Genomic DNA, 22,326 nt, shown 5'->3' with positions numbered 1-22,326 from the left:
AGTCTCTATTTAGGACTAACTTTATCAATCACCTTGATTTTGCCATCATCTCCCACAGTCCAAACATCGTAGACACCAACGACATCGCCATTAGCATCAACGTCAACGTTACCACTGGCTCCTTGGTAGTTAATCTTTTTACCTTCCTTCAGTAACTTCAACCCCTCACAGACATCGGTAACTTCTGTACCGGGGCCAGCAGAAACTTCCCGAATTTTACCAGCAATACCAACACCCGTGTTTTCTTTAGCAGCTTGTGCCGCTAAGATCAACAGTGCGGCTGCATCCCAAGCTTGAGGAGCATATTCTCCAGGGGAACCGCCTTTTTTGTCTTTCCAGAGTTTGTTGAAAGCTTCGAGGGCTTTGCCATCAGAACCAGGTACTGTACCGATCGCGCCAGTTAAAATATATTTGCCGTCGCTACCTTTACCAACTTGTTCTGGGAAAGTAGGCGCTTTCACACCATCTGTCAGCAGAATTTGTACTCCATTAGTCAAGCCTTGTTGGTAAGCTGCTTTGAGAAACAAACTACCTGTCTCGGCATAAAGTACCGCCAATACTGCATCTGGTTTGCCAGCAAAAGCCGCAGCAGCTTCGGTATCAAATGTCTGAGCTTTGGGGTCGTAGCGGACGGGTTTGTCTTTATTAACGACTGTTCCACCTAACTTTTCAAAAGTTTGTACAAATGCTTTTTCAAAACCAACGCCGTAGTCGTTATTAATAACAACTGTCGAAACTCGCTTAAATCCTTTTTTCTTAGCAAGTTGAGCTAAAGCTAGTGCTTGATAAGTATCTGGGGGAGCAGTACGCGCCCAAAAGCCTTTAAAATCACCTTTTTGAGCCTTTTCGGTAAATACAGGACTGGTGCTACCAGGGGAAACTAGCATCACTTTATTGGGTGTGGCGACTGAGATAGCCGCTGTGGAAACACTACTAGCAAAGGAACCCACTACACCTGCAACCTTATCTAAGGTCGCCAGTTTGGTCATACCAGCCGCACCTGCTTTGGGATCTGTTTGGTCGTCTACTGGCACTAAGGTGACAGGTTCGCCGTTAACGCCGCCGCAAGCGTTAACTGTCTCAACGAGTAACGGCACTGAACCTACCATCTGTTGCCCAATAGACGCTAAGTCTCCAGTTGTGGGTAACAGAGAGCCGATTTTCAATCCCTTAGTGCTAGTTGTAGTAGTTGAGTTGACTGCTGGGGTGGCAGAACTTTGAGTGTTACCTGTGCCATTAGAGTTAGTGGCGGTATCGTTACAAGCTCCTAGAAAAAACCCTGTTGCTAAGGTAGCTACACTCAAAGCTAAAGCTGTACTAATTCTTTGCATAAATTACTTTCACTCCTCTAATCTATAGGAGCCTGAAAGTAAGATTCTAACTATAATTTTCAGGTTAGGTCGATCCTAACAGACTCCAAAGGATAAATAATATCATCCTCCTGAAGATATAGAGGTGTTTACCCCAACATTAATACCTATACCTAAAGACAGATTTTTATCGCTGGAGAAGAATTTCGGAAACTAAATTGTAGAAATTACCATTTCGCTAGTGATGAAATTGATTCTTCTGATTCATCACTTAGTTTTGATTGCTGGGAAAACGGAGAGGGAGGGATTCGAACCCTCGGTACGGAGTTGCCTGCCGTACAACAGATTAGCAATCTGCCGCTTTCGACCACTCAGCCACCTCTCCTTGGTCACGAATATTAATTGTAGCAGATAGACTTGTAAGAGTCAAACATTTTTAGTCATTGGTCATTGGTCATTGGTCATTAGCTCTGGAACTATTGACCCTTGACCTTTGACTCTTGACTAGATTTCATAACACTTGCGATCGCATCCAAGCCAGTGGTAGAGTACGCAGTTTTTTCCACTGGGGGACGTAGGCACGCTCGGTGAACACATTGTAATCGTTGCGTTCAATGACGTTTAAGATTTGGCTGTAATGCATTAATGCGGCCCACACAGGCCAGCGAGCATCAGCAGATAGGTAGGAAATTCCTTTTTCTGCTTTGCGGTAAAAGTCTCTGGCTCGTGTAATTTGGAAGTTCATCAGGGAACGCCAGCGATCGTCTACCACACCCTTAAATAAGTCTTGTTCGGTGTAGCCGAATCGTGCCAAATCTTCTAAAGGAAGATAAATTCGCCCTCGCCGAGCATCTTCTCCAACATCTCTCAAGATATTGGTTAGTTGCTTGGCAATTCCCAGAGCTATTTCTTCTTTCACGGGAATATAAGGCTGTTGTTCGCGATTCCACGGGGCTGTATTTGTGGTATTATCCAGCCCCATGACTGCTGTAGACATTAAGCCGACAGTTCCTGCGACACGGTAACAGTAAAGGTATAACTCCTCAAAAGTTTCATAACGACTGCGGTATAAATCCATCCGCTGTCCGGCAATCATATCCCGAAAAGGCTGTATGTCTATTGGAAAGCGCTGGATAGTATCGGCTAAAGCTACATCAAAATTTTCGACTGGGTTGCCAGCAAAAATTGATTCTAGCTGCTGCTCCCATAGGTCTAGGGTTTCTGGCGTGGTCATAGCAGAGGCAGGGCCATCTACCAGTTCATCTGTACGGCGACACCAAGCATAAATTGCCCAAACAGCGGGACGCTTTTCTTTGCTCAGGAGCAAAGTGCTGAGGTAAAAAGTCGCGGAATACTTGGCTATGAGTTGCCGACAAAGTTTGTAGGAATCGTCTACAGAGACCAGCGTTTTCATGCGCGGGGGTGAATCAGGCAGTTGCAGCATTCGTTGCGGGCGATCTTGTTAGCGTTTGCGGGTTTGAGGCATTTGCCACCGGGACTGCTTCAGAGATCGCCTGCGCTGTCAGCTTACCAGAAAGTACGGCCCCTTCCATACTGGCTAAATAGCGTTGCATGGTGTAATCCCCTGTGAGATAGAAGTTGGCGATCGGGGTTTTCTGCGAAGGACGGTGTTGTTGACGACCAGGAGTTGCTTTGTAAACTGAACGCGGCGTTTTCACCACATGATATTTCAGCAACTTTGCTGGATTGTCTCCACCAAAATGGTCGGGGAAGAGTTTTTCTAGTTCAGCAAGGGTTGCATCGACAATTTCCTCATCGGATTTGGCGATCCAATCTTTTGCCGGTGCTAAAACTAATTCCAGCATTGAGCGATCGGGGTTAGCATATCCACGGCAGGTATTGCTCATATCAGCATAAACGCTGAGGAGGGGCGATCGCGAAAATAGTAAGTGGTCAATTTCTGTTAACTTGCGATCAAACCAGAGATGGAGGTTAATTACTGGAACTCCTTCTAAGCCATCTAGCTGCTGGAAAAATTTCATTTGCTTCCAAGGAGTCGGTAGCATTACCTTCAAAGGATCGACAGGCATGGCAGATACGTAAAGATCTGCGGTGAAAACTTCATCCTCGGCCCCATCTAATCCCCGAATCAAGAATCCCCTCACGGTGCCATCGGGGTTGAGCAAAATTTCTTTTAAAGGGGCATTTAATCTGACTTCCCCACCCCGTTCGGTGATGTAATCTACTATCGGTTGGCACAATCGCTCTGTTGGCGAACCATCTAAAAAGGCCATGGTTGAGCCTTTCTTTTCTTGGAGGAAACGATTGAGGGCTGTTAGCAAAATAGTAGCGGAAATTTCTTCTGGGCCAATGAAGTTTAATGCCTTAGACATGGCAATAAAAACTTCTTTTTCTACTCGTAGGGGAATGTTTTGCTTTTGCAGCCATTCCGTCCAAGAGTATTTGTCCATTTCCTCTACGTATTTTTGCCCTTGCACCATTGCTGGTAATAAACCAATGCCAAAACGAATTTTTTCTGGCCAGGTCAGCATATCGTTGTTTCGCAAGATTGCCACTATGCCATTTAAGGGTGCTGGCAAATCTGGGAAATCAAAACGGCTGTATGTGCCTGGGGCTTCGGGCTGGTTGAAGATCATTGTGTGTTCTTTCCACTGCAAGCGATCTTCAATCCCCAGTTCTTTGAATAGCTGCAAAATATTGGGGTATGCCCCAAAAAATATGTGCAGACCTGTTTCGTACCAGTCTCCGTCAGCGTCTTGCCACGCTGCCACTTTACCGCCCAGTACGTCTCGGCGTTCCAAGACGATGGGAGTGTGACCCGCGTCTGTGAGATATTTTGCGCAGGCAAGTCCTGCTAGACCCGCTCCCGCGATCGCTACTCGCATTTAACCCTACTGCTCTTCAATATTTCTTAATCGTTTTGCCGTTCTCATTATACGTTGCAATCTGTTACATTTATCAGTCTTTGTGCGATCGCATCGCAAAAAAACTTTGAATTCTTCTAGCAAATCACTATTCAGGACTGCTAATTTGGGTTTTTTGCGATGCCTGGTAAAGATTATTTTGATTTCCAGTCATAGCCTGCAAAAATTTCACGTTTCTGATTTCAGGCTCTAAGTTTCTTGCTTAGGTACCCATAGTTGATTTTTTACCAATCTACTGAAATTGAGTTTCACCCAGATTGCTCAATTGCAGAAAATTACTGGTCAATTTTCGATATATTTTGTTTTAAAAAATAAATGTTAATTGTAAAAATAAATACTTATGTTATTCAAATTTAAGTATTTATATCCTTGCTAAATAAATGATTGTGCAGTTTTTTTTGAGCAATGAAAGTGAATTATAAAAAATTTAAATTTAAAACAGACTAATAATTCAAAACAATATCTAAAAGTTTTATTTGTTTATTTACGAACAACAAGATATGATGATCCCTGCTGGGGATCGCTCAGGATTTTGCCAATAAATTGAGAGGATTTTTTTCTGATTCAAAGAATAAAATTTTAATTTCGTAGCCAAAAAATGTTGTTTAGCAAAACCAGGGGTGCACTGTTGAATTGTGCAGTTACTTGGACATTAAACCGACATGATATTGATTGAATTCCTTTGGATGACATCTTGGATTAGTTCTTTTTTGACATTTAGCAAAAACTTACCACCAAGTTATACACCAAACGTATTACCTACAAAAGTTTCAGAGAATTTGGGCAAATTTGTAAGTAAGCATCGCCCATTGTTTGTGCGACCGAATCAGCCGAGAAATGTTTGGAACGCGACGTTGCTGCCTACAAGATTTTTAAGAATAGATTGGGGCGATCGGCAAACCAAAACAAATTTAGAGCAACCGCAGACTGCGAATAATACAGCAGCTAAAATTAGCCAAAAACATCTTTGTAGTTCGGGGCAAGAGATAGGTACAAAGCAGGCTATTTTTCAAACAGCTAGCGGTTTGTCATCTGGAACAATAATTAACTCTGGTTCTCTAACTCAAGATTTTTTATCAAATAAAATCTTGCGATCGCTGCAAGATTTCTTCAGCTTTGCTACTTCTATTGAGCAGAATTTTATGTCTGCTTCCTTACCAGTATTGGTAGTTCATCGAGACCAAAACAAGTATGAAGTCTGGGTCAATAACCGTCTAGTTGCGACTTTACCCACAGAAAGTGCTGCCAAGTCAATGCAACAACGCTTAATCCCCCTAGTTAAATCACCCAACTTAGATGCCCATCAATTACGGCCTGCTTTAGTCGATGGTATACCTGCGTTAATGGCAGGTAATCGCTTTTTATGGGGAATTGAAAAACAAATTTCTCGAAGGTTCCATCGCAGTAGCGACCTGTTAGCAATTGAGTGGATTAATAATCTGCGTTCTGCTTTCAAAGCACCAAAGCTGACACTAGTGGAAGGGCAGAGGGAAATGTATGGTGTGACCCCTTCTACGAAAAAAATATCTGGGTTAGCTTCTTGGTATGGGGGCTATTTTCATGGTCGTTTAACAGCAAACGGCGAGATATACAACCAAAACGAATTGACAGTAGCCCATAAGTCCCTGCCCTTTAATACATATTTGCAGGTGACAAACTTAAAAACAAAAAAAGCTGTCATTGTGCGAGTGAACGATCGCGGCCCCTATATTCAACCTCGCAGCTTAGATCTATCACAAGCAGCAGCACGTTGTCTCGACAGCGAAATTGCTGGAGTAGTGCCCTACGAAGCAGTGATTTTGCAAAGTAATCAACCCAAAATGACCTTGAAAGCTGCTAACTCCAAAATCATAAAATCCAAGCCTGCCAAACAATTGGCATTAGTTTCCGACTTTTAATCGGGTCGTGATTATTGCTAATTACTTATGGCCGATTGCTAATAGCTGATTGCATAAATAGCTACTAGCAATTACCATACCTCTGGTATCAGAAATTAAATCCTATTAAATAGATAGCCACAGGTAAAACGTTATGTCAGTAACGCAGCATCTCCAGGGCTTTGGGCATCATTTAGTTCTCGGTGTCTCCGGAACGACATTAAGTGACGACGATAAACGCGCACTGAGTGAATTGCAACCAGTTGGGGTAATATTTTTCGCTAAAAATTTTCTCGATGGCGCTGCCTATGAAATTTGGTTACAAACTTATAGGGAGTTGATCGACCAGATACGACAATACGCCGAACGCGATTCCATGTTTTTTACCCTAGACCATGAAGGCGGTCGGGTTGTGCGTACACCTTTGCCAATTACCCGTTTTCCTCACGCTTTGCTGTTACAATCGCGATCGCGTCAGGTAGCAAAAGCAACAGGCGTAGAACTAAAATCTCTGGGCGTAAACATATCCTGGGCACCTGTAGCAGATATTTATTCCAATCCGCAAAATCCGGTAATTGGCCCTCGCGCCTTTGGTACGACTCCCGAAACAGCTGCTAAAGCAGTGCGGGAATACTACCTCGGACTTCAGGAGTCAGGAATTCTTGGATGTGCCAAGCACTTCCCCGGTCATGGCGACACCAGCCAAGACTCGCATCTGGAATTACCAGTATTGCATCTGACTACAGAAGACCTGCAAAATCGAGAACTTATACCTTTCAAAGCTTTAATTGAGGAACAGGTGCCTTTGATTATGACAGCCCATATCCTGTTTCCCAAAATCGACCCGGATGTGCCAGCAACACTTTCCACAGGCATTCTCAACGCCATATTACGGGAAGAACTGGGTTTTCAGGGCATAGTTGTGTCTGATGACCTAGATATGAAAGCAGTCTCAGATATGTTTACTCAGGAAGGTACTGTAGCGCGGGCAATTCATGCTGGCTGCGATTTATTTATTGTCTCGCGTAACATTAATTCATCATCTTTGGAACGTACCTATCACATTGCCAAAGATTTTGCAGATTCTCTCAGTAACGGTAGCTTAGATGAATCAGTAGTAGCAGCAGCTAGGAACAGAATCGATCAACTACTGGCTGTGACTCCCCAGTATCTCGTTCATACTCTCGATCGCGATACGCTCAAAGAACACGCTGAATTAGCGATCGCTTGTTCTTTTCAAGAAGTAGGATTTTAAATCAATAGCAGGTGTTTTCAGAAAATTCTCATACTGAAATCACCTGCATAATGGTTTTGGGATGCGATCGCTAATCTATAACGATTAAAAATCGTATGTAAGCTTGACTAAAGATTTCTGGTTCTAAAATCAAATCCCGTGACTCTTGCCAATCACCCAATTTCGCCGGAAAAATCGCGCTAAAGCAGACTCCTCTAATGATAAATAAATTGGTCGTCCGTGGGGACAGGTGCGGGGGTTACGAGTGCGTTGCCATTGATCTAAAAGTGTTTGCATTTCTGGCAAACTCATCGGTGTTCCATTACGAATGGCGCTGCGACAAGCAACCGCTACTTGCGCTGCTTGTAAATCGCCGCCTAAACTGAGTTCTAAAATTGCGTCGGCACAGTCTTCTCGTTCTTGCAACATTGCCGGGATATTCCGAACTGCCCAAAGTTGTTCGCCAAAGGTTTCTATATCTAAACCGATGCGTTGTAATTGTGCTACTTGTTTTGGGGATAATTGATAGAGAATTATTGCAGGTTCGACGGGGATAAGTTGCCAGTTATCGCATATTTGCTCGTACAAAACTCGCTCGTGAGCTATATGCTGTTCTACTAACCAAACTCCTTCAGGATGTTCAACCACAATATAAGTGTTGCTGACTTGAGCCACTGCTTTTAAAGAGTAAGGATTGTTGAGTCCTGATTGCTGATTATTATCGCCTTCGTTGGGATTTTTTGGATTGAAATTGTAACCGCCTTTGGCTTCTGCGGCTTTGAGTAATTTACTAACTCGCGTTATGTGAACTGCCTCTTTAATATTGGCTGAACTGAGGCGGAGTGCTTGCTCAATTCCTTGAGTAACTTGTTCTTGCCAATAACTAACTTCGTTGAGGTAAATTTCTGTTTTTGCTGGGTTGCGATTCCAGTTAATTTGATCGGGAGAAATGACAAGATGTAACAAACAAACTGGATAGCGATCGCGTGGTAATGTCCGATGAAATGCTGCTAAAATTGTTTGCTCAAGTTCGGGTGTTTTGACCATCCGGCCGTTAATCGCTACACGCACCCAATCTGGACGATGACGATGACAGCGATCGGGTAATCCTACTACTAATGTAAGTGCGGAGTCGTGAGTTGTGAGTTCTGAGTTGGGAGGATTGGGTAATTTTAGTTGAATTTGCTGTAAGTCAGCTTCTTTAACTTGAGGTAGAAACTGCGGTAGTAATTGTTTAATTGATGCAGCTGGATAAATGGTGAACCATTCGCGGTCATTTTGCCGAACTTGCCAGGTAACGTGAGGATGACACAGGGCAATTTGTTGAATTGTGGCTTGCACGGTTTTCATTTGCTGGGCTACTGGCGGTAAACCCTGACGCCGGGCGGCACAATTGGCAAATAAATTCGAGACTGTCACCACTGTACCAGGAGCGATCGCAGTTATTTCTACTTTGTCAACTTTCCCGCAATCACTATAAGTCACCCGCCATCCGAAATTTTCATTGGCCGGACGACTTAAAATTTCTAAATTTGCCAAATTGGTCAAACTGTGCAGTGCTTCTCCACGAAATCCTAAACTGCTAATTTTCCATAAATCTGCACAACTATAAATCTTACTGGTGCTGTGAGTTGCAGCGGCTTTTTGCAAATCATCTAAGTTCATTCCGCAACCGTTATCTGCTACGCAAACACGCCACTGCTGCGGCCACAAAGAAACTGAAATTCTGGTTGCGCCTGCGTCAAGGGAATTTTCTACCAATTCCCGCACGACAGAGGCTAAAGAGTCGATGACCTCTCCAGCTGTAATTAGATATACGACTTCTGTTGGTAAAGCGTGAATAGTAGATGTCATATATTACAGTTTAGGCGAACAGCCAACCACTGAATAGAATAAGCAATTTTGTTTACCGTTCAAAAAAAATTTTTATTAATTGTAAAGAAATATCGATCAAAATTAGATCTTTGATAGATTGCTTTTAAGGTTATAAGCGGAAAATGCCGATGAGTACCAATTTAGTGACTGATGCGCACGATCTAAAGCTGCGTTTGGAATGGGGACACCCAGCTTTGACAATTATCGATGTGCGCGATCGCCCTACCTACAATCAAGGTCATATTAGTGGAGCAATTCCCATCCCCTTAGATGAACTAGCAAAAAGAGCTAAATCTTCTTTGCACGCAGAACGCCATATCTATGTTTATGGCGCGGACGATCAACAATCAGCTAATGCTGCTCAAGCATTAAAGGCTGCTGGATTTGCTGAAGTTTCTTCAATCTTAGGTGGTCTTGCTGGTTGGAAAGCCGCCGGTGGTGCTACAGAAGGTTTTAGTGCTTAATTATTGTTTGTTAATATTGTTTGGTTTCTGTGTACTGCACGTTGTGCAGTACAGTTTTTTTTAATTACGCCTAATGTGAATTACGTAAATGCGCGATCGCATTATCCACAGGCTGCTTCGCTGGCGTGTCTCAGGCTAAGATTCTTCCATGTGCTATTGGCAAAGCAAACACAGGTGCATAAAGCATTTCTGCTGCTGAAGGAGACGATCTCTAAACTTTGGCTTCCCTCAGAAATGGTAGATGGCATCAATTTGTTCCATACAAATCTTTTATAGCTATAGCCATCAAGTTTAGGACGTAAACTATAAGAGTTGCCATTGCATCTACCACATTTTAACGTCCTAACAAATTGATAATTTCTGGATGGGTAGCAAACTCTGAAAAAGTCGTGAGTGCGCCAATGTGAATCTGATTCTCATAGCAAGAAATTCCTTGCATTTCTGGAATTGAAGAGTGATTTAAAAACAATACTTTAGAATCTCGAATGACATCGCTTTGTTCTACATAAATATCAGTCCCTCCTGCAATTAATAAATCTGGCGTTGCTTTCCCATTCTCTAAAGTTGTTGTGGCTAAATTAGATAAACGCAGTGGGACATTTTGAAAATATTTGGGAATTACTTTATGGGCAATTAAATCTGCAATAGTTAATTTTTTACTATTACCAAATAGTTTTACTAAAAAACTACCTACTCGCTTTAGAGAAGCGTAACCCGTACAGCGACAAAGATTACCACTCAAGGCTTGTTTTATACCATCTTCACTGGCTTCTGTTTTACTCGCCAACAAGTATCCAGTTAGGGACATGACCATACCAGGCGTAAAGAAGCCGCATTGCGTTGCACCAAAATCTGCGATCGCCTGCTGTACTACAGTAAGTTGCGATTGATTTATACCTTCTATTGTTACTAAGTGTTTTCCCTGTAATTCGGCTAAAGGCAATAAACACGATACAACTACTTTATAATCAACAAATTCACCTTTAAGTTCGCCTAAAAGGACTGTACAAGAACCACATCCACCTTCACGACAACCAACTTTAGTACCAATCAATTTTTCAGTCTGACGCAAATAATCTAGTACTGTAGTGCTAGGAGCTTGTGAAGTGCAAACTTCGCGATTGTTGAGTAAAAAACAAATTTGAGCAACCATAGCGACTGAGAGCGAGTTGCTATCTAAATTTCAACTTGGCTCTTTGCCAATATTTTAAGATAGAACCCAGCTAACTCCAGCTTGAGGAGTAAGGCGATCGCTAAATACAATCAAAACACCCATAAATGCTATACATAAACCGATGATTTGTCCCCTACTAATTCGTTCTTTTTTCGGACTTAAGCGGTTAAAAATTACAACAAAAAATGGATGAATTGCTAAAAATATGCTGGCTCTACTTGCTAAGGTAAACTTTAGCCCAATTAAAGCTGTAGCATTGAACAATATAAATAACACAGCAGATATGCAATGCGATCGCCAAACTAACCTTGAGGGTGGTTGTAAATTGATAGAGCAAACCTGAGCATAAATCCAGAGAGTGATACTCGATAGAGTAAAGGCAAACGCACCACACAATAACGGTGGAAAAGCTGTTAATGTTACTTTACTAGCAACCTGATTTCCTCCAAATAGGATATAAAGACCAAGGGCGATTAAAACTGCGATCACTGGCATGGAAGCTTGTTCTTGGGAGGAAATGGGGTCTTTCATTCAGGGTGGATGAGAAGTATTTGGCAGATTGCTGTTTAAACCAAGAGCGATCGCACGGGTGATTTTGACGTTCCAGTTTGGATTCGCATTTTATCAAAAGTAATGTGTTACATAAATTAGCAGATTTTAGAATACCAAAGTATCTACCTTATGTTATCTGCTTCGTCAATTGTTACACAGTTTTATATTTCTAATTATCTTGGCCTCAAGAAATAGAGATAATTTAATTAAAGGTTATACAATTTATTTTGAGAGAAGATAGTAGTTTCTTTGCAACTGTGAAGATTATTCAACCTAGACCAAATTTCTATTAAACTTCATAAATCAAAGGGCAAGTAGCAATGACAATCCAATCATTAACTCTCTCAAGAAAAGTAACCAAAAGTTTATCCATTGCTAGTTTAGTCATAGCTTCTACATTTAGCCTTTCCTTACCATCGGTTGCACAATCCCTTCAGGATCTGAATCTGGAGACCAGTGATTTTGTTGTTAGATTGTATCACCAGGACTGGCAACAGCAATTATATAAAAATATTGACGATAAAAAAACAAAAGATAGAGGAGTTTATGTTACTAATACTTCGCCAGTTCAAAGAATTGAGCTTACACAGAAAGATGGAAATTCCTGGCTAGAGATTGAAAAAATTATCCTTCCACCTTTAAGCAATTTAATTTTCATTTTATTTTTAGTCATAATTTTGTATTTTTTTATTTGGAGTAAAAGAAAAAAAATATCTGAATTAATTCAACTATTTCATATAAAAAAGTTAGGCTGGGGAGGGTTGGAAGTCCAGTTTAATGAAGAGGTATATTTTCAAGAAGCAGATGAAAATCTACTATATCTTGAAGCATGGAAAATTCAAAAAGACTCGCTATCTCATTTACATGAAATTATGGATAAATTTGTAGAAAAAACAGACAATAAAGATAAAATACCCGTGCTTAAGATAGAATTGTTTCCTGACGAATCATTAGATTATCAAAGAGATACTTTAGAAGTCTATCTAGAAACATTAATTCAATATGCCTCAATGAAGTATGTAATATTTACCGAATCTGACAAATTCAAAGGATATATCGATGCCAAAAAGTTGCTTTATCAAATTAAGAGTCAAGAGAAAAAAGAAAAATATATAGCAAAAAACCAACAATGGATAATACAGACAATAAAAAATGACTCGATCGGCAAAGAAATTGTCAGTAATATCAACAATTATAAAAAAGACAAAAATTTTGCTCAACTAACTAAGATTGTTAAGGGTATAGAAACATCTTTTATTATAAAACATTCCTCGAATAAAACAGCTTTAGAAGTTATTAAAAGGCAGAAGAAACTTAGTCTGGCTGTTGTAGACGAAGAAATTTTATTTCTTGGTTTGACCAATCAAGAAATTATAGCAACTCAGATATTAAATCATTTAATGATAAATCATTAACCCTGCCAATACACCTATGTCATGAACCTTGCCAACTTGCTCAACTACTTAAATCTGCATATAACTCACACAAAACTCTTTCTGGTGTAAGCGAAGAAGTGAATGCAAACTCCATCTGAGGTTGAAACGCCCGCATAGCCTGACGAATCGCAAAAAATACCCCAATCCCATACATTAACGGTGGTTCTCCTATGGCTTTGGAACCATAGGGTGCAGGAGATTCATTTGCATTCTCTAAAAACTTCATTTCGATTTGCTCTGGTACAAAGTAAATATCAGGTATTTTGTAATTTGCCAGATTATTAGATAGTAATTGCCCCTTTTCATTAAACTGTAAATCTTCAATTGTCATCCAACCTAAACCCTGTATAAGTCCGCCTTCTACTTGCCCAATATCAACTAGCTGATTTAGCGATCGCCCTAAATCATGTACTATCTTTACCGCATTTATCTGATAAATTCCTCGCAGGCAATCTAGCGTTACCTCAACAATTGCTGTACCGCAGACATGGTAAGCAAAGGGGTGTCCTTTTTCTTTGATGCAGTCAAATTCTAACTTTGGGGTGGCGTTTTCCGGTCATTTTCAAATCGTCTAAGCGGGACAACACCAACTCCACTGGCTTTTGTAGATGCCAAGCAGCCAGCGCTGCTTGTGTATCTAACGCTAAGACCATTTCACGAAATACCTGATACACATGATGAATCTCTAATTCTTTCCCCTTGCTCCCTGCTCCCTGCCCCCTGCTGCCTATGTATATCAATCTTAAAGTGAAACGGTATAACCCTCTTTTGTTACTACGGGAGGAGTATAATCAGGAAGGAAATCGGAAACAGTAATTGAAGGGGATGGTTACGCCACGCAGACAGGCAGCAAGCACAGTCGCATTCATCGATAACTACTGTCAACACTATGATTCATTATTTGAGGATGTAAGAAATTTTGAAGCATTCAAATATTTACACTTGGGAATGCTCTCAGAAATCCGGAATAAATCGCTACCAGAGATAGCGAAAATAGCAGGGTTAAAAGACGGTCAATCACTACATCATTTTTTGAGAGATGCACTGTGGGATGTCAAAAAGTTAAGAGAAATTAGGCTGTGGTTAACAAAAATATTGATTGGAGAAAGAGAAATAATTTTATGTATTGACGAAACAGAAGACAAGAAAAAGGGGAAAGCAACAGATTATGTAACTCGCCAATATATTGGAAATTTAGGCAAGACAGAGAATGGAATAGTATCAGTAAATGCTTATGGGGTAGTAGATGGGATTACTTATCCATTAATGTTTAAAATATTTAAGCCTAAAAACCGCATGAAATCAGGAGATGAATATAAGAGTAAACCCCAAATAGCAATAGAGATTATTCAAGAGTTGAAAGAATGGGGATTTAAAATCAAGTTAGTTTTAGCGGATAGTTTGTACGGAGAAAGTGGAGCTGTAATCAGCTATCTAGAAAAGTTAGAACTGGAGTTTATCGTTGCAATTCGCTCCAATCATGGAGTGTTAATGCCACCAGGAAGCCGAAAACGTTATAACCGATGGAAAGCTTATCAGCAAAACCTTTCAGGACGGCCAGCAGAAACTCGTTACAAGAGAGAAATTATTTTTGGCCAACGTCGCCGTCTCTTATATTACCAAATCAGTAAGACCAATACCCCTGACCCAACTGGAGATGAAAGTTGGTACATCATGACTAATTTATCAACTGACTGGTCAAGTAATGTAGCGCAACTTTATAGTTTAAGAAATTGGATTGAATATGGCTTTAAACAAGTCAAAAACGAATTGGGTTGGGCTGATTTCCGCCTAACTGATTATGCTAGTATTGAACGGTGGTGGGAAATTATTTTTAGTGCCTATCTATTAGTCAGTATTCAAGCCAGTTACTTCCAATTTCATCAGCAATCAAGCACAACATCTACTGTGGGAGTATCAACTTGTACAGACTCTAATCTTGCTGTATATAGCAAACATCCTTACTGGGAATCCGGCACTACATGGAAGAGTGCCTTAAATAACCTAAGATTGATTATTCAACCATATATTTTTTACTGTTTGATTCAACCTTGGCTCACAGTCTTTAACATTCCTGGCATGAAACGTTGCTTTTTGAAATTAATTGGTTTCATGAATGATTTTCGTGCTTCTCCAATCAGTTTCCCCATCGCCAGTTGAATTTCTGACTATTTTTCTTTCCCTGAAGTAACAAAAGATGGATAAGATTTTTCCGCGTGCTACTGGAGAAGCGAATACAGCAGCATAAAGGATTTCGGCTGGTGGGGGCATATCATCTACAAATTCTGATTCCCCGCGAACGTGGTAAACAGCATCGATTCTTTGCATAACGGATTAAATACTCTCCAGTTCTGTGTATGGAGGTCGTTTGCACTGCTGCTGGGTCTTGTGACAATTTTAGATGGGCGGCAATTAGGACACAACAAGAGCATAAAAATCTTAACCCTTATGGATTTTGGCGAAGGTATTGCTGATACTAAAGTTGCAAAAAAACTTAACGTACATTTTATGCACACGTGTGCAAGGATAAAAATATGGATTTATGCACACGTGTGCAGGGCTTGTAAAACCACCATTTAAAAACCCGATATGTCTCACACACTCAATCCTATAGAGCAATCACAAAACAATCCCTTACATTCACTAGAAGAATGGGAAGAAGACCTGCTAAATCGCTATCCCGATCCAGAAAGCATAGTTAAAGAAGGTAAGACTACCGCAGAGTACAGGAATTATGAAACTACTACTAGAGATACTGTCAAAGAATTTTATCGATTAAATCATATTAATCAGACCTACGATTTTGTCTTAAAAAAAGAAGCAGAGTTTTCCAAGTTTGACAAAAAAGAAATGTCGATTTGGGAAGCAGTAGAATTTTTGAATCAATTAGTAGATGATTCCGATCCAGATACAGATTTAGACCAATTACAACACTTATTGCAAACATCAGAAGCTATTCGTGCTGATGGTCATCCTGACTGGATGGTACTGACAGGCTTCTTTCACGATTTGGGGAAAGTACTTTGTCTGTTTGGCGAACCTCAATGGGCTACTGTAGGCGATACCTATCCTGTAGGATGTGCCTTCTCTGATAAAATAGTTTTCTCAGAGCTTTTTCAAGAGAATCCCGATTACAATCACCCGAAATATAACACTAAATATGGTGTTTATCAGCCGAATTGTGGATTGAGTAACGTACATATGTCATGGGGACATGATGAGTATTGTTATCGCATCATGAAACCCTATTTACCGGAACCCGCATTGTACATTCTCCGCTATCACTCATTTTATCCACAACATCGAGAAAATGCTTACGAACATTTGATGAACGAACGCGATCGCGAAATGTTTAAGTGGGTGAAGTTATTCAATCCCTACGATTTGTATTCTAAAAATCCCAATCCTCCAGATTGGCAACAACTCAAGCCATATTATGAAGATTTAGTGGCTAAATATTTACCCCCAACCATCAAATTTTAAAGGTGAAATAGTTGCAAGTCTCAGTATGAAGTAACAATGCACAGACCGCATATCTGATAGGGCTTGCTGAGATGAAGATGATGTTAGCTGTTCCTCATGCGTAAAAGTATTGAGCAAGCTTAAATCAGGCTAAGTATTGCCAAAACAAAACCAGGTCTTGGCAAATGTAAACTTATAAAACGAGTATGGAGATGTGCTAGCGCAACAATTAAGTAACAAATTTTGTATCTATCGCTATTCTCTTACGTTAGGTAGAGGAAAATCATAAATTTTTGTAATATATAACGTTTAGAATCGCGATAAAACTTCACTTTACTAGCTTATTGAAGTCAAGCCAACAAACGAGACGGCAGGGTTTTAAGGCACATAAGTGTAATACATATTATACATGAAAATGCCTATTTATTCTGTCTAGGGTTTTACGGTTTTTCAATAATAATGAGCAATACTTTGCCTGCAACAATCTAGAATTTTTCATTGAATATTTACCTGCCATGCTGTTAACTTTTATGAATTTAGCTGAAAGTGTGGGAATGAGTTTAGTTAAACTGATAAATAAGCTTAAATCTGCTTATATATCAGCAATACTTCTCTAGAAATAGAGAAATAAAATAGTTTTCTTCCTTTAGTAAAGGTGTTTTAAGAAAACAGGTTTATTTTGCATAACTTAACAGAAGAACCCGATAAAACCTGTCTTGATTCACATACTTTCAAATACATATTAAACAAATGTGAATATTTGAAGGATTTGAAAAAGCTTGGTTTTGCTTTAAAACGCAAAAAAATTAATTTAGTGGGACTCAGAAAAATAACTCAAATCAAGTAAGAACACAACAGATTTGAGCAGAGTTGAGCTTGCAAAGGTTAGCAGTGCCACTAAGTTAGGTCTGAAGTCATCAGGCCTAGTTCATATTGTGATGACATTGCAGATTTAGATTCTGCCCATCTTCCTGAGATTGAAATGCGTTGTGGGATAGAGATGAATATGAAGAGAATGGCGATCGCAATTAGTATATTAGGTTTAGTTAGCGGTACTGTTGTGGGTTGTACAAATGGCGCTTCTAAGGACAACACTGCTACCACTGAGACCAACACTGCTATCAACACTAGCGCCCAGAGTAAAGCTAGTAATGAAAATGGAAAATTAAAAACTATTGGTGTTAGCCTTGGTGACTTAGGTAATCCCTTCTACGTAGCAGTGCAGAAAGGTGCTGAGAGACAAGCCAAGAAAATCGGCAGTAATGTCAGAGTAAATACAGTTTCCAGCGCCTTTGACCTCAACCAGCAAACCAACCAAATCGAAAATTTCACCGCCGCGAATACTGACCTAATTATCCTCAGTGCTGTGGACAAAAAAGGAGTCAAACCAGCAATCGACCAAGCCAGACAAGCAGGTAGGGTTGTAGTTGCAGTAGACTCGGCCGTTGATGCAGATGTAGATGCAATGATTAGCTCCAACAATACCCAAGCTGGAGAGATTGCTTGCAAATATATAGGCGATCGCCTCAAGGGTCAAGGTAACGTAGTCATCCTCAACGGTACGCAGATGGACTCCATCGTCCAACGCGTACAAGGCTGTATGACATCACTGTCCAAATATCCCGGAATCAAAATCCTCTCTAAAGACCAGAACGCTGAAGGGACAAGAGATGGCGGACTCAGAGTGATGACAGACTTGCTCACAACCTTTCCCAAGATTGATGCAGTCTTTGCCACTAACGATCAAAGTGGGGTAGGAGCAGATTTAGCAGCTAGACAAGCAAGACGCAAAGAATTTTTTATTGTTGGGGTTGATGGTTCGCCAGACGCAACCAAAGCAATGGAAGACAAAGATGGTTTATTTGCTGCCACTGCGGCGCAAAATCCCGCCGGGATGGCAGAAAAAGCCGTTCAGGTGGGTAACGATGTCATCCAAGGCAAAAAACCGAGTAATCCCAACATTCTGGTTCCAGTCAAGTTAGTCACCCGTGAGAACCTTAGCAGCTATCAAGGCTGGTAGAAGAGGCAGGGTGCAGGGTGCAGGGGGAAAAGAAATGCCCAATGCCCCATGCCCAACTTAAAAACTTTTTGAATGAGGAGATATGAATGTGAAACGAATTGCGATCGCAGCTAGCATATTAGGCATTCTTAGCGGTACTTTGATTGGTTGCTCAAATGGCGCTCAAAATGACAAGACTGCTACTAACACGGATACTAACACAACCACCAAAACTGCTAGCAATACTAGCGCCCAGACTAATACTGCCACTGGGGATAAGAAATTACGCTCGGTGGCTTTCACGGCTGGCGATTTGAGTAACCCCTTTTTCGTCCTGATGGGCAAGGAAATTGAGGCAGAAGCCAAGAGAATTGGCGGTAATGATGTCAAGGTGAGTGTGGTTTCCAGCGCCTATGACCTCAACCAACAAGCTAATCAAATTGAAAATTTTACAGCTTCCAATACTGACGTAATTATCCTGAATGCTGCCGATAAAACTGGCATTAAGCCAGCAGTAGAAAAAGCCAAGCAAGCAGGTAGAATCGTAGTTGCAGTAGATACAGGTGCAGAAGGCGTAGATGCCACCGTTACTACTAATAACGTGCAAGCGGGAGAAGTTGCTTGTAAATATATTGCCGATCGACTCAAAGGCAAAGGTGATGTCGTCATCGTCAACGGGCCGCAGGTAGAGTCGGTAATCCAACGGGTTAATGGCTGCGAGAATGTATTGTCCAAATATCCCGGTATTAAAATCCTCTCGAAAAACCAGAATGCAGAAGGCAGTCGAGACGGCGGACTGAGGGTGATGACAGACTTGCTGACAACCTTCCCGAAGATAGATGCGGTATTTGCCATTAACGACCCCAGTGGAGTGGGAGCAGAATTAGCAGCTACCCAAGCACAACGTAAAGAGTTCTTTATTGTTGGGGTCGATGGTGCGCCAGAAGCAATCAAAGCGATCGCCAATAAAGATGGTATATATGCAGCAACTGCTACTCAAAATCCTAGAGGCATGGCTAAAGAAGCAGTTGATGTGGGCAATAACATCTTGCATGGTAAGAAACCAGCTAATTCCACCATTCTGATTCCAGTCAAGCTGATCACCAAAGACAACGTCGCAACTGAACAAGGCTGGTAGTGAAGAGGCAGGGGGGCAGGGAGCAGGGGACAAGGAGGACAAGGGAGAAATAACCAATGCCCCATACCATACCCTATGCCCAATCACAAATTTTAAATTGTGTATACAGGATGTGTTCATGACCACAAGTATTGAAACTTCTTTTCCTGGCTCACCAACGGCTAACCCTGTATTAGAAATGCAGGGAATTACTAAACGATTTCATGGTGTTCCGGCGCTGCAAAATGTCAATCTCACGATTTATCCGGGAGAAGTTCACGCTCTCATGGGCGAGAACGGAGCAGGTAAAAGCACATTGATGAAAATCCTGGCTGGGGCTTACATTGCCGATGAAGGCGAGATTCGCATCAATGGTCAACCTATAAAAATTACTGACCCAGCAACAGCGCGACAGGCGGGGATTAATCTCATCTATCAAGAACTGAATGTCGCACCCAATTTAACCGTTACCGAAAATATGTTTATGGGTAGCGAGTTACGGCGGGGTCAGTTTTTAGACCGCCAAGGCATGGAACAGGAAGCACGGCAAGTCTTGCAAAGTCTCGGTGCGAGTTTTGCGACAACTGATATAGTTGGTACTCTCTCCATTGCCGAACAGCAGCAGGTGGAAATTGCCCGCGCCTTGAAGGATAAAAGCCGCATCCTGGTGATGGACGAGCCAACCGCTGCCCTATCTGACCGCGAGACTGAACGTTTGTTTGAAGTAATTCGTAAACTCCGAGATGACGGCATTGCCATTATCTACATCAGTCACCGCATGGAAGAAGTGTATGCCTTGGCGAACCGAATTAGCGTGCTACGCGATGGTCAATATGTTGGTAGTTTGACAAGGGATGAAATTTCACCCCAGCGCTTGGTGCAAATGATGGTCGGTCGTCCGATGCAGGATTTTTACGAACATCAGCGGCGAACGGATTTTGGGCCAGTGGTGCTGGCTGTCAGGAATATCACCGATGGCCGCAAGATTGAACCTGCTAGTTTTGAAATTCATGCCGGAGAAATTCTCGGTTTAGCCGGGTTAGTGGGTGCAGGACGCACCGAACTATCCCGGCTAATTTTTGGTGCTGACCGCAAAACTGGTGGTGAAGTATTTCTAGATGGCAAAAGACTTGAGATAAATAATCCCAGCGATGCCATTGCTGTCGGCATTGGTTATGTTCCAGAAGACCGTAAAGACCAAGGTTTGTTTCTGGAGATGAGTTCTCGCAAGAATATTGCCCTTAATAGGCTGAAGCAGGATGCTAAAGCTGGCGTCGTTAACTGGGGTTCGGTCAATCAGATTGCCACAGACGCAGTAGAAAACTTTCATATCCGGCTTGCCAACCTGGAAATTAGAGCCGTGGATCTTTCTGGCGGGAATCAGCAAAAGCTACTGCTGGCGCGCTGGCTAGCGATTAAGCCAAAAGTATTGATGCTGGATGAGCCGACACGCGGTGTAGATATCGGTGCTAAAAGCGAAATTTACCGGATTATGAGCGAACTAGCAGCACATGGGATTGCGATTTTGATGGTTTCCAGCGAACTACCGGAGATTGTCGGCATGAGCGATCGCGTTTTGGTAATGCGAGAAGGGCAGATAGTAGGCGAACTGGATGGCAGCCTCGGTAAAGAAATAACCCAAGAAAAAATTATGCACTATGCCACTGGAGCAGCGGAGGTACAAGGATCATGAGTCAAACTGTCAGACATAGACCAGGTGCGCAACCAGTATCGCGCCAGCGTCAATCAATCAACAACCTCATCCAGATTGCAGGGATTCTGCCGATTTTGCTACTTATCTGCATCTTGTTTGCGGTTTTGACCCCCAGCTTCCTTACACCCGGTAACGCCATCAATATATTGCGGCAAGCATCAATCAATATTGTGCTGGCAACGGGAATGACCTTTGTCATCCTAACTGGAGGTATTGACCTTTCTGTTGGATCGATATTGGCTGTTTCTGCCGTAGTAACACTGATTGCCTCCCTAGTTCCAGGTTTGGGTTGGGCGGCGGTAATTGTTGGCTTGCTCACAGGATTAGTTTTGGGCTTAATCAACGGTGCTTTGATCACCTTTTTGGATGTACCGCCCTTTATTGTCACCCTAGGTTCGCTAACCGCCTTACGAGGCGTTGCCTATTTAGTTGCCAATGGTACAACAGTTATTAACCGTGACATCAATTTTGCTTGGGTAGGTAATAGCTATTTAGGCCCCTTTCCTTGGCTAGTAGTAATTGCACTGCTGGCCGTCTTAGCTAGTTGGTTTATTCTGCGACAAACTGTGTTAGGGGTGCAGATATATGCTGTTGGTGGTAACGAACGGGCAGCACGATTAACTGGTATTAAAGTTAATCGCGTCTTGCTATTTGTCTACGGGGTGAGTGGATTACTAGCAGGTTTGGCAGGCATCATGAGTGCTAGCCGTTTATATAGTGCTAGTGGCTTGTTGGGTCAAGGTTATGAATTGGATGCGATCGCGGCTGTAATTTTAGGTGGTACTAGCTTTACAGGTGGTATTGGTACGATTGGCGGTACTCTGCTAGGTGCATTGATCATTGCGATTCTCAACAATGGTTTGACCTTGTTGAACCTATCTTACTTCTGGCAACTAGTCGTTAAGGGACTAGTAATTATTTTGGCCGTAATGATCGATCGCCTACGCAGACGTTCTAGATAATTGAGAATCGCAGGATTTAATGGGATATGCAGCTTAATCTTCTGTTACAAGTCCCGATCTGAAGATTAAGCTCCTAACAAACAGTGTGAGCTAGTATCAGAGTCTTAAAATCCTCGATAAACTAACCCATCATAGTTGCAATTAACTGCCTCACTCGTTGTCAGAACTGTACTAATTTAGGCTGACAGCAATCCAACTAGAGCGTATCTCTCTCAAATTTTTTCTTTTCTATTCATAAATACAG

At 41.7% G+C, this 22,326-nt stretch carries 18 protein-coding genes and 1 tRNA gene; 10 read left to right on the top strand and 9 right to left on the bottom strand.

Annotated features, from left to right (window positions below):
- Positions 1 to 5: 5 nt before the first annotated feature.
- The 4 genes from AACU33_RS31785 to pds all read right to left on the bottom strand — a co-directional run bounded on the left by AACU33_RS31785 (position 6) and on the right by pds (position 4,177).
- The gene (locus AACU33_RS31785; RefSeq protein ID WP_096594272.1) at positions 6 to 1,331 is read right to left on the bottom strand and encodes an ABC transporter substrate-binding protein; all 1,326 of its coding nucleotides are present in this window, start codon (positions 1,329 to 1,331) and stop codon (positions 6 to 8) included.
- A gap of 272 nt (positions 1,332 to 1,603) precedes the next feature.
- A tRNA-Ser gene (locus tag AACU33_RS31780) sits at positions 1,604 to 1,695 on the bottom strand.
- A 126-nt stretch (positions 1,696 to 1,821) separates the two neighbouring features.
- Entirely contained in the window at positions 1,822 to 2,754 is a 933-nt protein-coding gene (gene crtB / locus AACU33_RS31775; RefSeq protein ID WP_096594271.1) for a 15-cis-phytoene synthase CrtB, read from the bottom strand.
- Complete coding sequence (gene pds / locus AACU33_RS31770) at positions 2,738 to 4,177, bottom strand: 15-cis-phytoene desaturase (protein ID WP_096594270.1); 1,440 nt, start codon at positions 4,175 to 4,177, stop codon at positions 2,738 to 2,740. The genes crtB and pds overlap by 17 nt, the downstream gene beginning before the upstream one ends.
- 701 nt (positions 4,178 to 4,878) lie before the next feature.
- On the opposite strand from pds, the gene AACU33_RS31765 reads away from it, so the two are divergent.
- Both AACU33_RS31765 and nagZ read left to right on the top strand, forming a co-directional pair.
- A complete protein-coding gene (locus AACU33_RS31765) occupies positions 4,879 to 6,114 on the top strand; it encodes a septal ring lytic transglycosylase RlpA family protein (protein WP_096594269.1) in 1,236 nt (411 codons plus the stop codon).
- A gap of 133 nt (positions 6,115 to 6,247) precedes the next feature.
- A complete protein-coding gene (gene nagZ, locus AACU33_RS31760) occupies positions 6,248 to 7,348 on the top strand; it encodes a beta-N-acetylhexosaminidase (RefSeq protein WP_096594268.1) in 1,101 nt (366 codons plus the stop codon).
- Positions 7,349 to 7,477: 129 nt separating this feature from the next.
- Here the strand turns inward: nagZ and mutL are convergent, their stop codons facing one another.
- A complete protein-coding gene (mutL, locus tag AACU33_RS31755; protein WP_096594267.1) occupies positions 7,478 to 9,181 on the bottom strand; it encodes a DNA mismatch repair endonuclease MutL in 1,704 nt (567 codons plus the stop codon).
- A 149-nt stretch (positions 9,182 to 9,330) separates the two neighbouring features.
- Between mutL and AACU33_RS31750 the strand changes: the two genes are divergently transcribed.
- Complete coding sequence (locus AACU33_RS31750; RefSeq protein WP_096594266.1) at positions 9,331 to 9,666, top strand: rhodanese-like domain-containing protein; 336 nt, start codon at positions 9,331 to 9,333, stop codon at positions 9,664 to 9,666.
- 334 nt (positions 9,667 to 10,000) lie between these two features.
- Here AACU33_RS31750 and AACU33_RS31745 read toward each other — a convergent pair whose 3' ends face one another.
- On the bottom strand, positions 10,001 to 10,819 hold the full coding sequence (locus AACU33_RS31745) for a 2Fe-2S iron-sulfur cluster-binding protein (protein WP_096594265.1): 819 nt from the start codon (positions 10,817 to 10,819) through the stop codon (positions 10,001 to 10,003).
- A gap of 54 nt (positions 10,820 to 10,873) precedes the next feature.
- The gene (locus tag AACU33_RS31740) at positions 10,874 to 11,371 is read right to left on the bottom strand and encodes a DMT family transporter (RefSeq protein ID WP_096594264.1); all 498 of its coding nucleotides are present in this window, start codon (positions 11,369 to 11,371) and stop codon (positions 10,874 to 10,876) included.
- 341 nt (positions 11,372 to 11,712) lie between these two features.
- Here AACU33_RS31740 and AACU33_RS31735 point away from each other — a divergent pair, with 341 nt between their 5' ends.
- Positions 11,713 to 12,807 carry a hypothetical protein gene (locus tag AACU33_RS31735; protein ID WP_096594263.1) on the top strand — a complete coding sequence of 365 codons (1,095 nt, stop codon included), beginning with the start codon at positions 11,713 to 11,715 and terminating at the stop codon, positions 12,805 to 12,807.
- A 40-nt stretch (positions 12,808 to 12,847) separates the two neighbouring features.
- On the opposite strand, the gene AACU33_RS31730 is transcribed toward AACU33_RS31735, so the two are convergent.
- Together AACU33_RS31730 and AACU33_RS31725 are read right to left on the bottom strand one after the other, a co-directional pair.
- Positions 12,848 to 13,300 (bottom strand): molybdopterin cofactor-binding domain-containing protein, encoded by a 453-nt coding sequence (locus AACU33_RS31730; RefSeq protein ID WP_339376531.1) that lies wholly within the window; start codon positions 13,298 to 13,300, stop codon positions 12,848 to 12,850.
- A 52-nt stretch (positions 13,301 to 13,352) separates the two neighbouring features.
- Positions 13,353 to 13,502, bottom strand: a complete 150-nt coding sequence (locus AACU33_RS31725; protein WP_339376404.1) for a molybdopterin cofactor-binding domain-containing protein — start codon at positions 13,500 to 13,502, stop codon at positions 13,353 to 13,355.
- Between the two features lie 151 nt (positions 13,503 to 13,653).
- Between AACU33_RS31725 and AACU33_RS31720 the strand changes: the two genes are divergently transcribed.
- The 6 genes from AACU33_RS31720 (at position 13,654) to AACU33_RS31695 (ending at position 22,082) form a co-directional block, all read left to right on the top strand.
- Entirely contained in the window at positions 13,654 to 14,988 is a 1,335-nt protein-coding gene (locus AACU33_RS31720) for an IS701 family transposase (RefSeq protein WP_096594261.1), read from the top strand.
- 429 nt (positions 14,989 to 15,417) lie between these two features.
- On the top strand, positions 15,418 to 16,311 hold the full coding sequence (locus AACU33_RS31715) for an inositol oxygenase family protein (RefSeq protein WP_096594260.1): 894 nt from the start codon (positions 15,418 to 15,420) through the stop codon (positions 16,309 to 16,311).
- 979 nt (positions 16,312 to 17,290) lie between these two features.
- The gene (locus AACU33_RS31710) at positions 17,291 to 18,310 is read left to right on the top strand and encodes a substrate-binding domain-containing protein (protein ID WP_339376403.1); all 1,020 of its coding nucleotides are present in this window, start codon (positions 17,291 to 17,293) and stop codon (positions 18,308 to 18,310) included.
- Positions 18,311 to 18,392: 82 nt separating this feature from the next.
- The gene (locus tag AACU33_RS31705) at positions 18,393 to 19,427 is read left to right on the top strand and encodes a substrate-binding domain-containing protein (RefSeq protein ID WP_096594258.1); all 1,035 of its coding nucleotides are present in this window, start codon (positions 18,393 to 18,395) and stop codon (positions 19,425 to 19,427) included.
- A 118-nt stretch (positions 19,428 to 19,545) separates the two neighbouring features.
- A complete protein-coding gene (locus AACU33_RS31700) occupies positions 19,546 to 21,099 on the top strand; it encodes a sugar ABC transporter ATP-binding protein (protein ID WP_096594257.1) in 1,554 nt (517 codons plus the stop codon).
- Complete coding sequence (locus AACU33_RS31695; protein ID WP_096594256.1) at positions 21,096 to 22,082, top strand: ABC transporter permease subunit; 987 nt, start codon at positions 21,096 to 21,098, stop codon at positions 22,080 to 22,082. The genes AACU33_RS31700 and AACU33_RS31695 overlap by 4 nt, the downstream gene beginning before the upstream one ends.
- The last annotated feature ends 244 nt before the right edge of the window (positions 22,083 to 22,326 follow it).

Source organism: Calothrix sp. NIES-2098 (assembly GCF_963875125.1).
In the GTDB taxonomy this organism is placed as follows: domain Bacteria; phylum Cyanobacteriota; class Cyanobacteriia; order Cyanobacteriales; family Nostocaceae; genus Aulosira.
The sequence above is the reverse complement of the archived record's forward strand: the minus strand, read 5'-3'. Positions and strand labels throughout refer to the sequence as shown.

What these genes read in the sequence shown, in the direction of transcription:
- AACU33_RS31785 (WP_096594272.1), bottom strand. Translation starts at nt 1,331, where the DNA reads ATGCAAAGAATTAGTACAGCTTTAGCTTTGAGTGTAGCTACCTTAGCA.
- crtB (WP_096594271.1), bottom strand. Translation starts at nt 2,754, where the DNA reads ATGCTGCAACTGCCTGATTCACCCCCGCGCATGAAAACGCTGGTCTCT.
- pds (WP_096594270.1), bottom strand. Translation starts at nt 4,177, where the DNA reads ATGCGAGTAGCGATCGCGGGAGCGGGTCTAGCAGGACTTGCCTGCGCA.
- AACU33_RS31765 (WP_096594269.1), top strand. Translation starts at nt 4,879, where the DNA reads ATGATATTGATTGAATTCCTTTGGATGACATCTTGGATTAGTTCTTTT.
- nagZ (WP_096594268.1), top strand. Translation starts at nt 6,248, where the DNA reads ATGTCAGTAACGCAGCATCTCCAGGGCTTTGGGCATCATTTAGTTCTC.
- mutL (WP_096594267.1), bottom strand. Translation starts at nt 9,181, where the DNA reads ATGACATCTACTATTCACGCTTTACCAACAGAAGTCGTATATCTAATT.
- AACU33_RS31750 (WP_096594266.1), top strand. Translation starts at nt 9,331, where the DNA reads ATGAGTACCAATTTAGTGACTGATGCGCACGATCTAAAGCTGCGTTTG.
- AACU33_RS31745 (WP_096594265.1), bottom strand. Translation starts at nt 10,819, where the DNA reads ATGGTTGCTCAAATTTGTTTTTTACTCAACAATCGCGAAGTTTGCACT.
- AACU33_RS31740 (WP_096594264.1), bottom strand. Translation starts at nt 11,371, where the DNA reads ATGAAAGACCCCATTTCCTCCCAAGAACAAGCTTCCATGCCAGTGATC.
- AACU33_RS31735 (WP_096594263.1), top strand. Translation starts at nt 11,713, where the DNA reads ATGACAATCCAATCATTAACTCTCTCAAGAAAAGTAACCAAAAGTTTA.
- AACU33_RS31720 (WP_096594261.1), top strand. Translation starts at nt 13,654, where the DNA reads ATGGTTACGCCACGCAGACAGGCAGCAAGCACAGTCGCATTCATCGAT.
- AACU33_RS31715 (WP_096594260.1), top strand. Translation starts at nt 15,418, where the DNA reads ATGTCTCACACACTCAATCCTATAGAGCAATCACAAAACAATCCCTTA.
- AACU33_RS31710 (WP_339376403.1), top strand. Translation starts at nt 17,291, where the DNA reads ATGAATATGAAGAGAATGGCGATCGCAATTAGTATATTAGGTTTAGTT.
- AACU33_RS31705 (WP_096594258.1), top strand. Translation starts at nt 18,393, where the DNA reads ATGAATGTGAAACGAATTGCGATCGCAGCTAGCATATTAGGCATTCTT.
- AACU33_RS31700 (WP_096594257.1), top strand. Translation starts at nt 19,546, where the DNA reads ATGACCACAAGTATTGAAACTTCTTTTCCTGGCTCACCAACGGCTAAC.
- AACU33_RS31695 (WP_096594256.1), top strand. Translation starts at nt 21,096, where the DNA reads ATGAGTCAAACTGTCAGACATAGACCAGGTGCGCAACCAGTATCGCGC.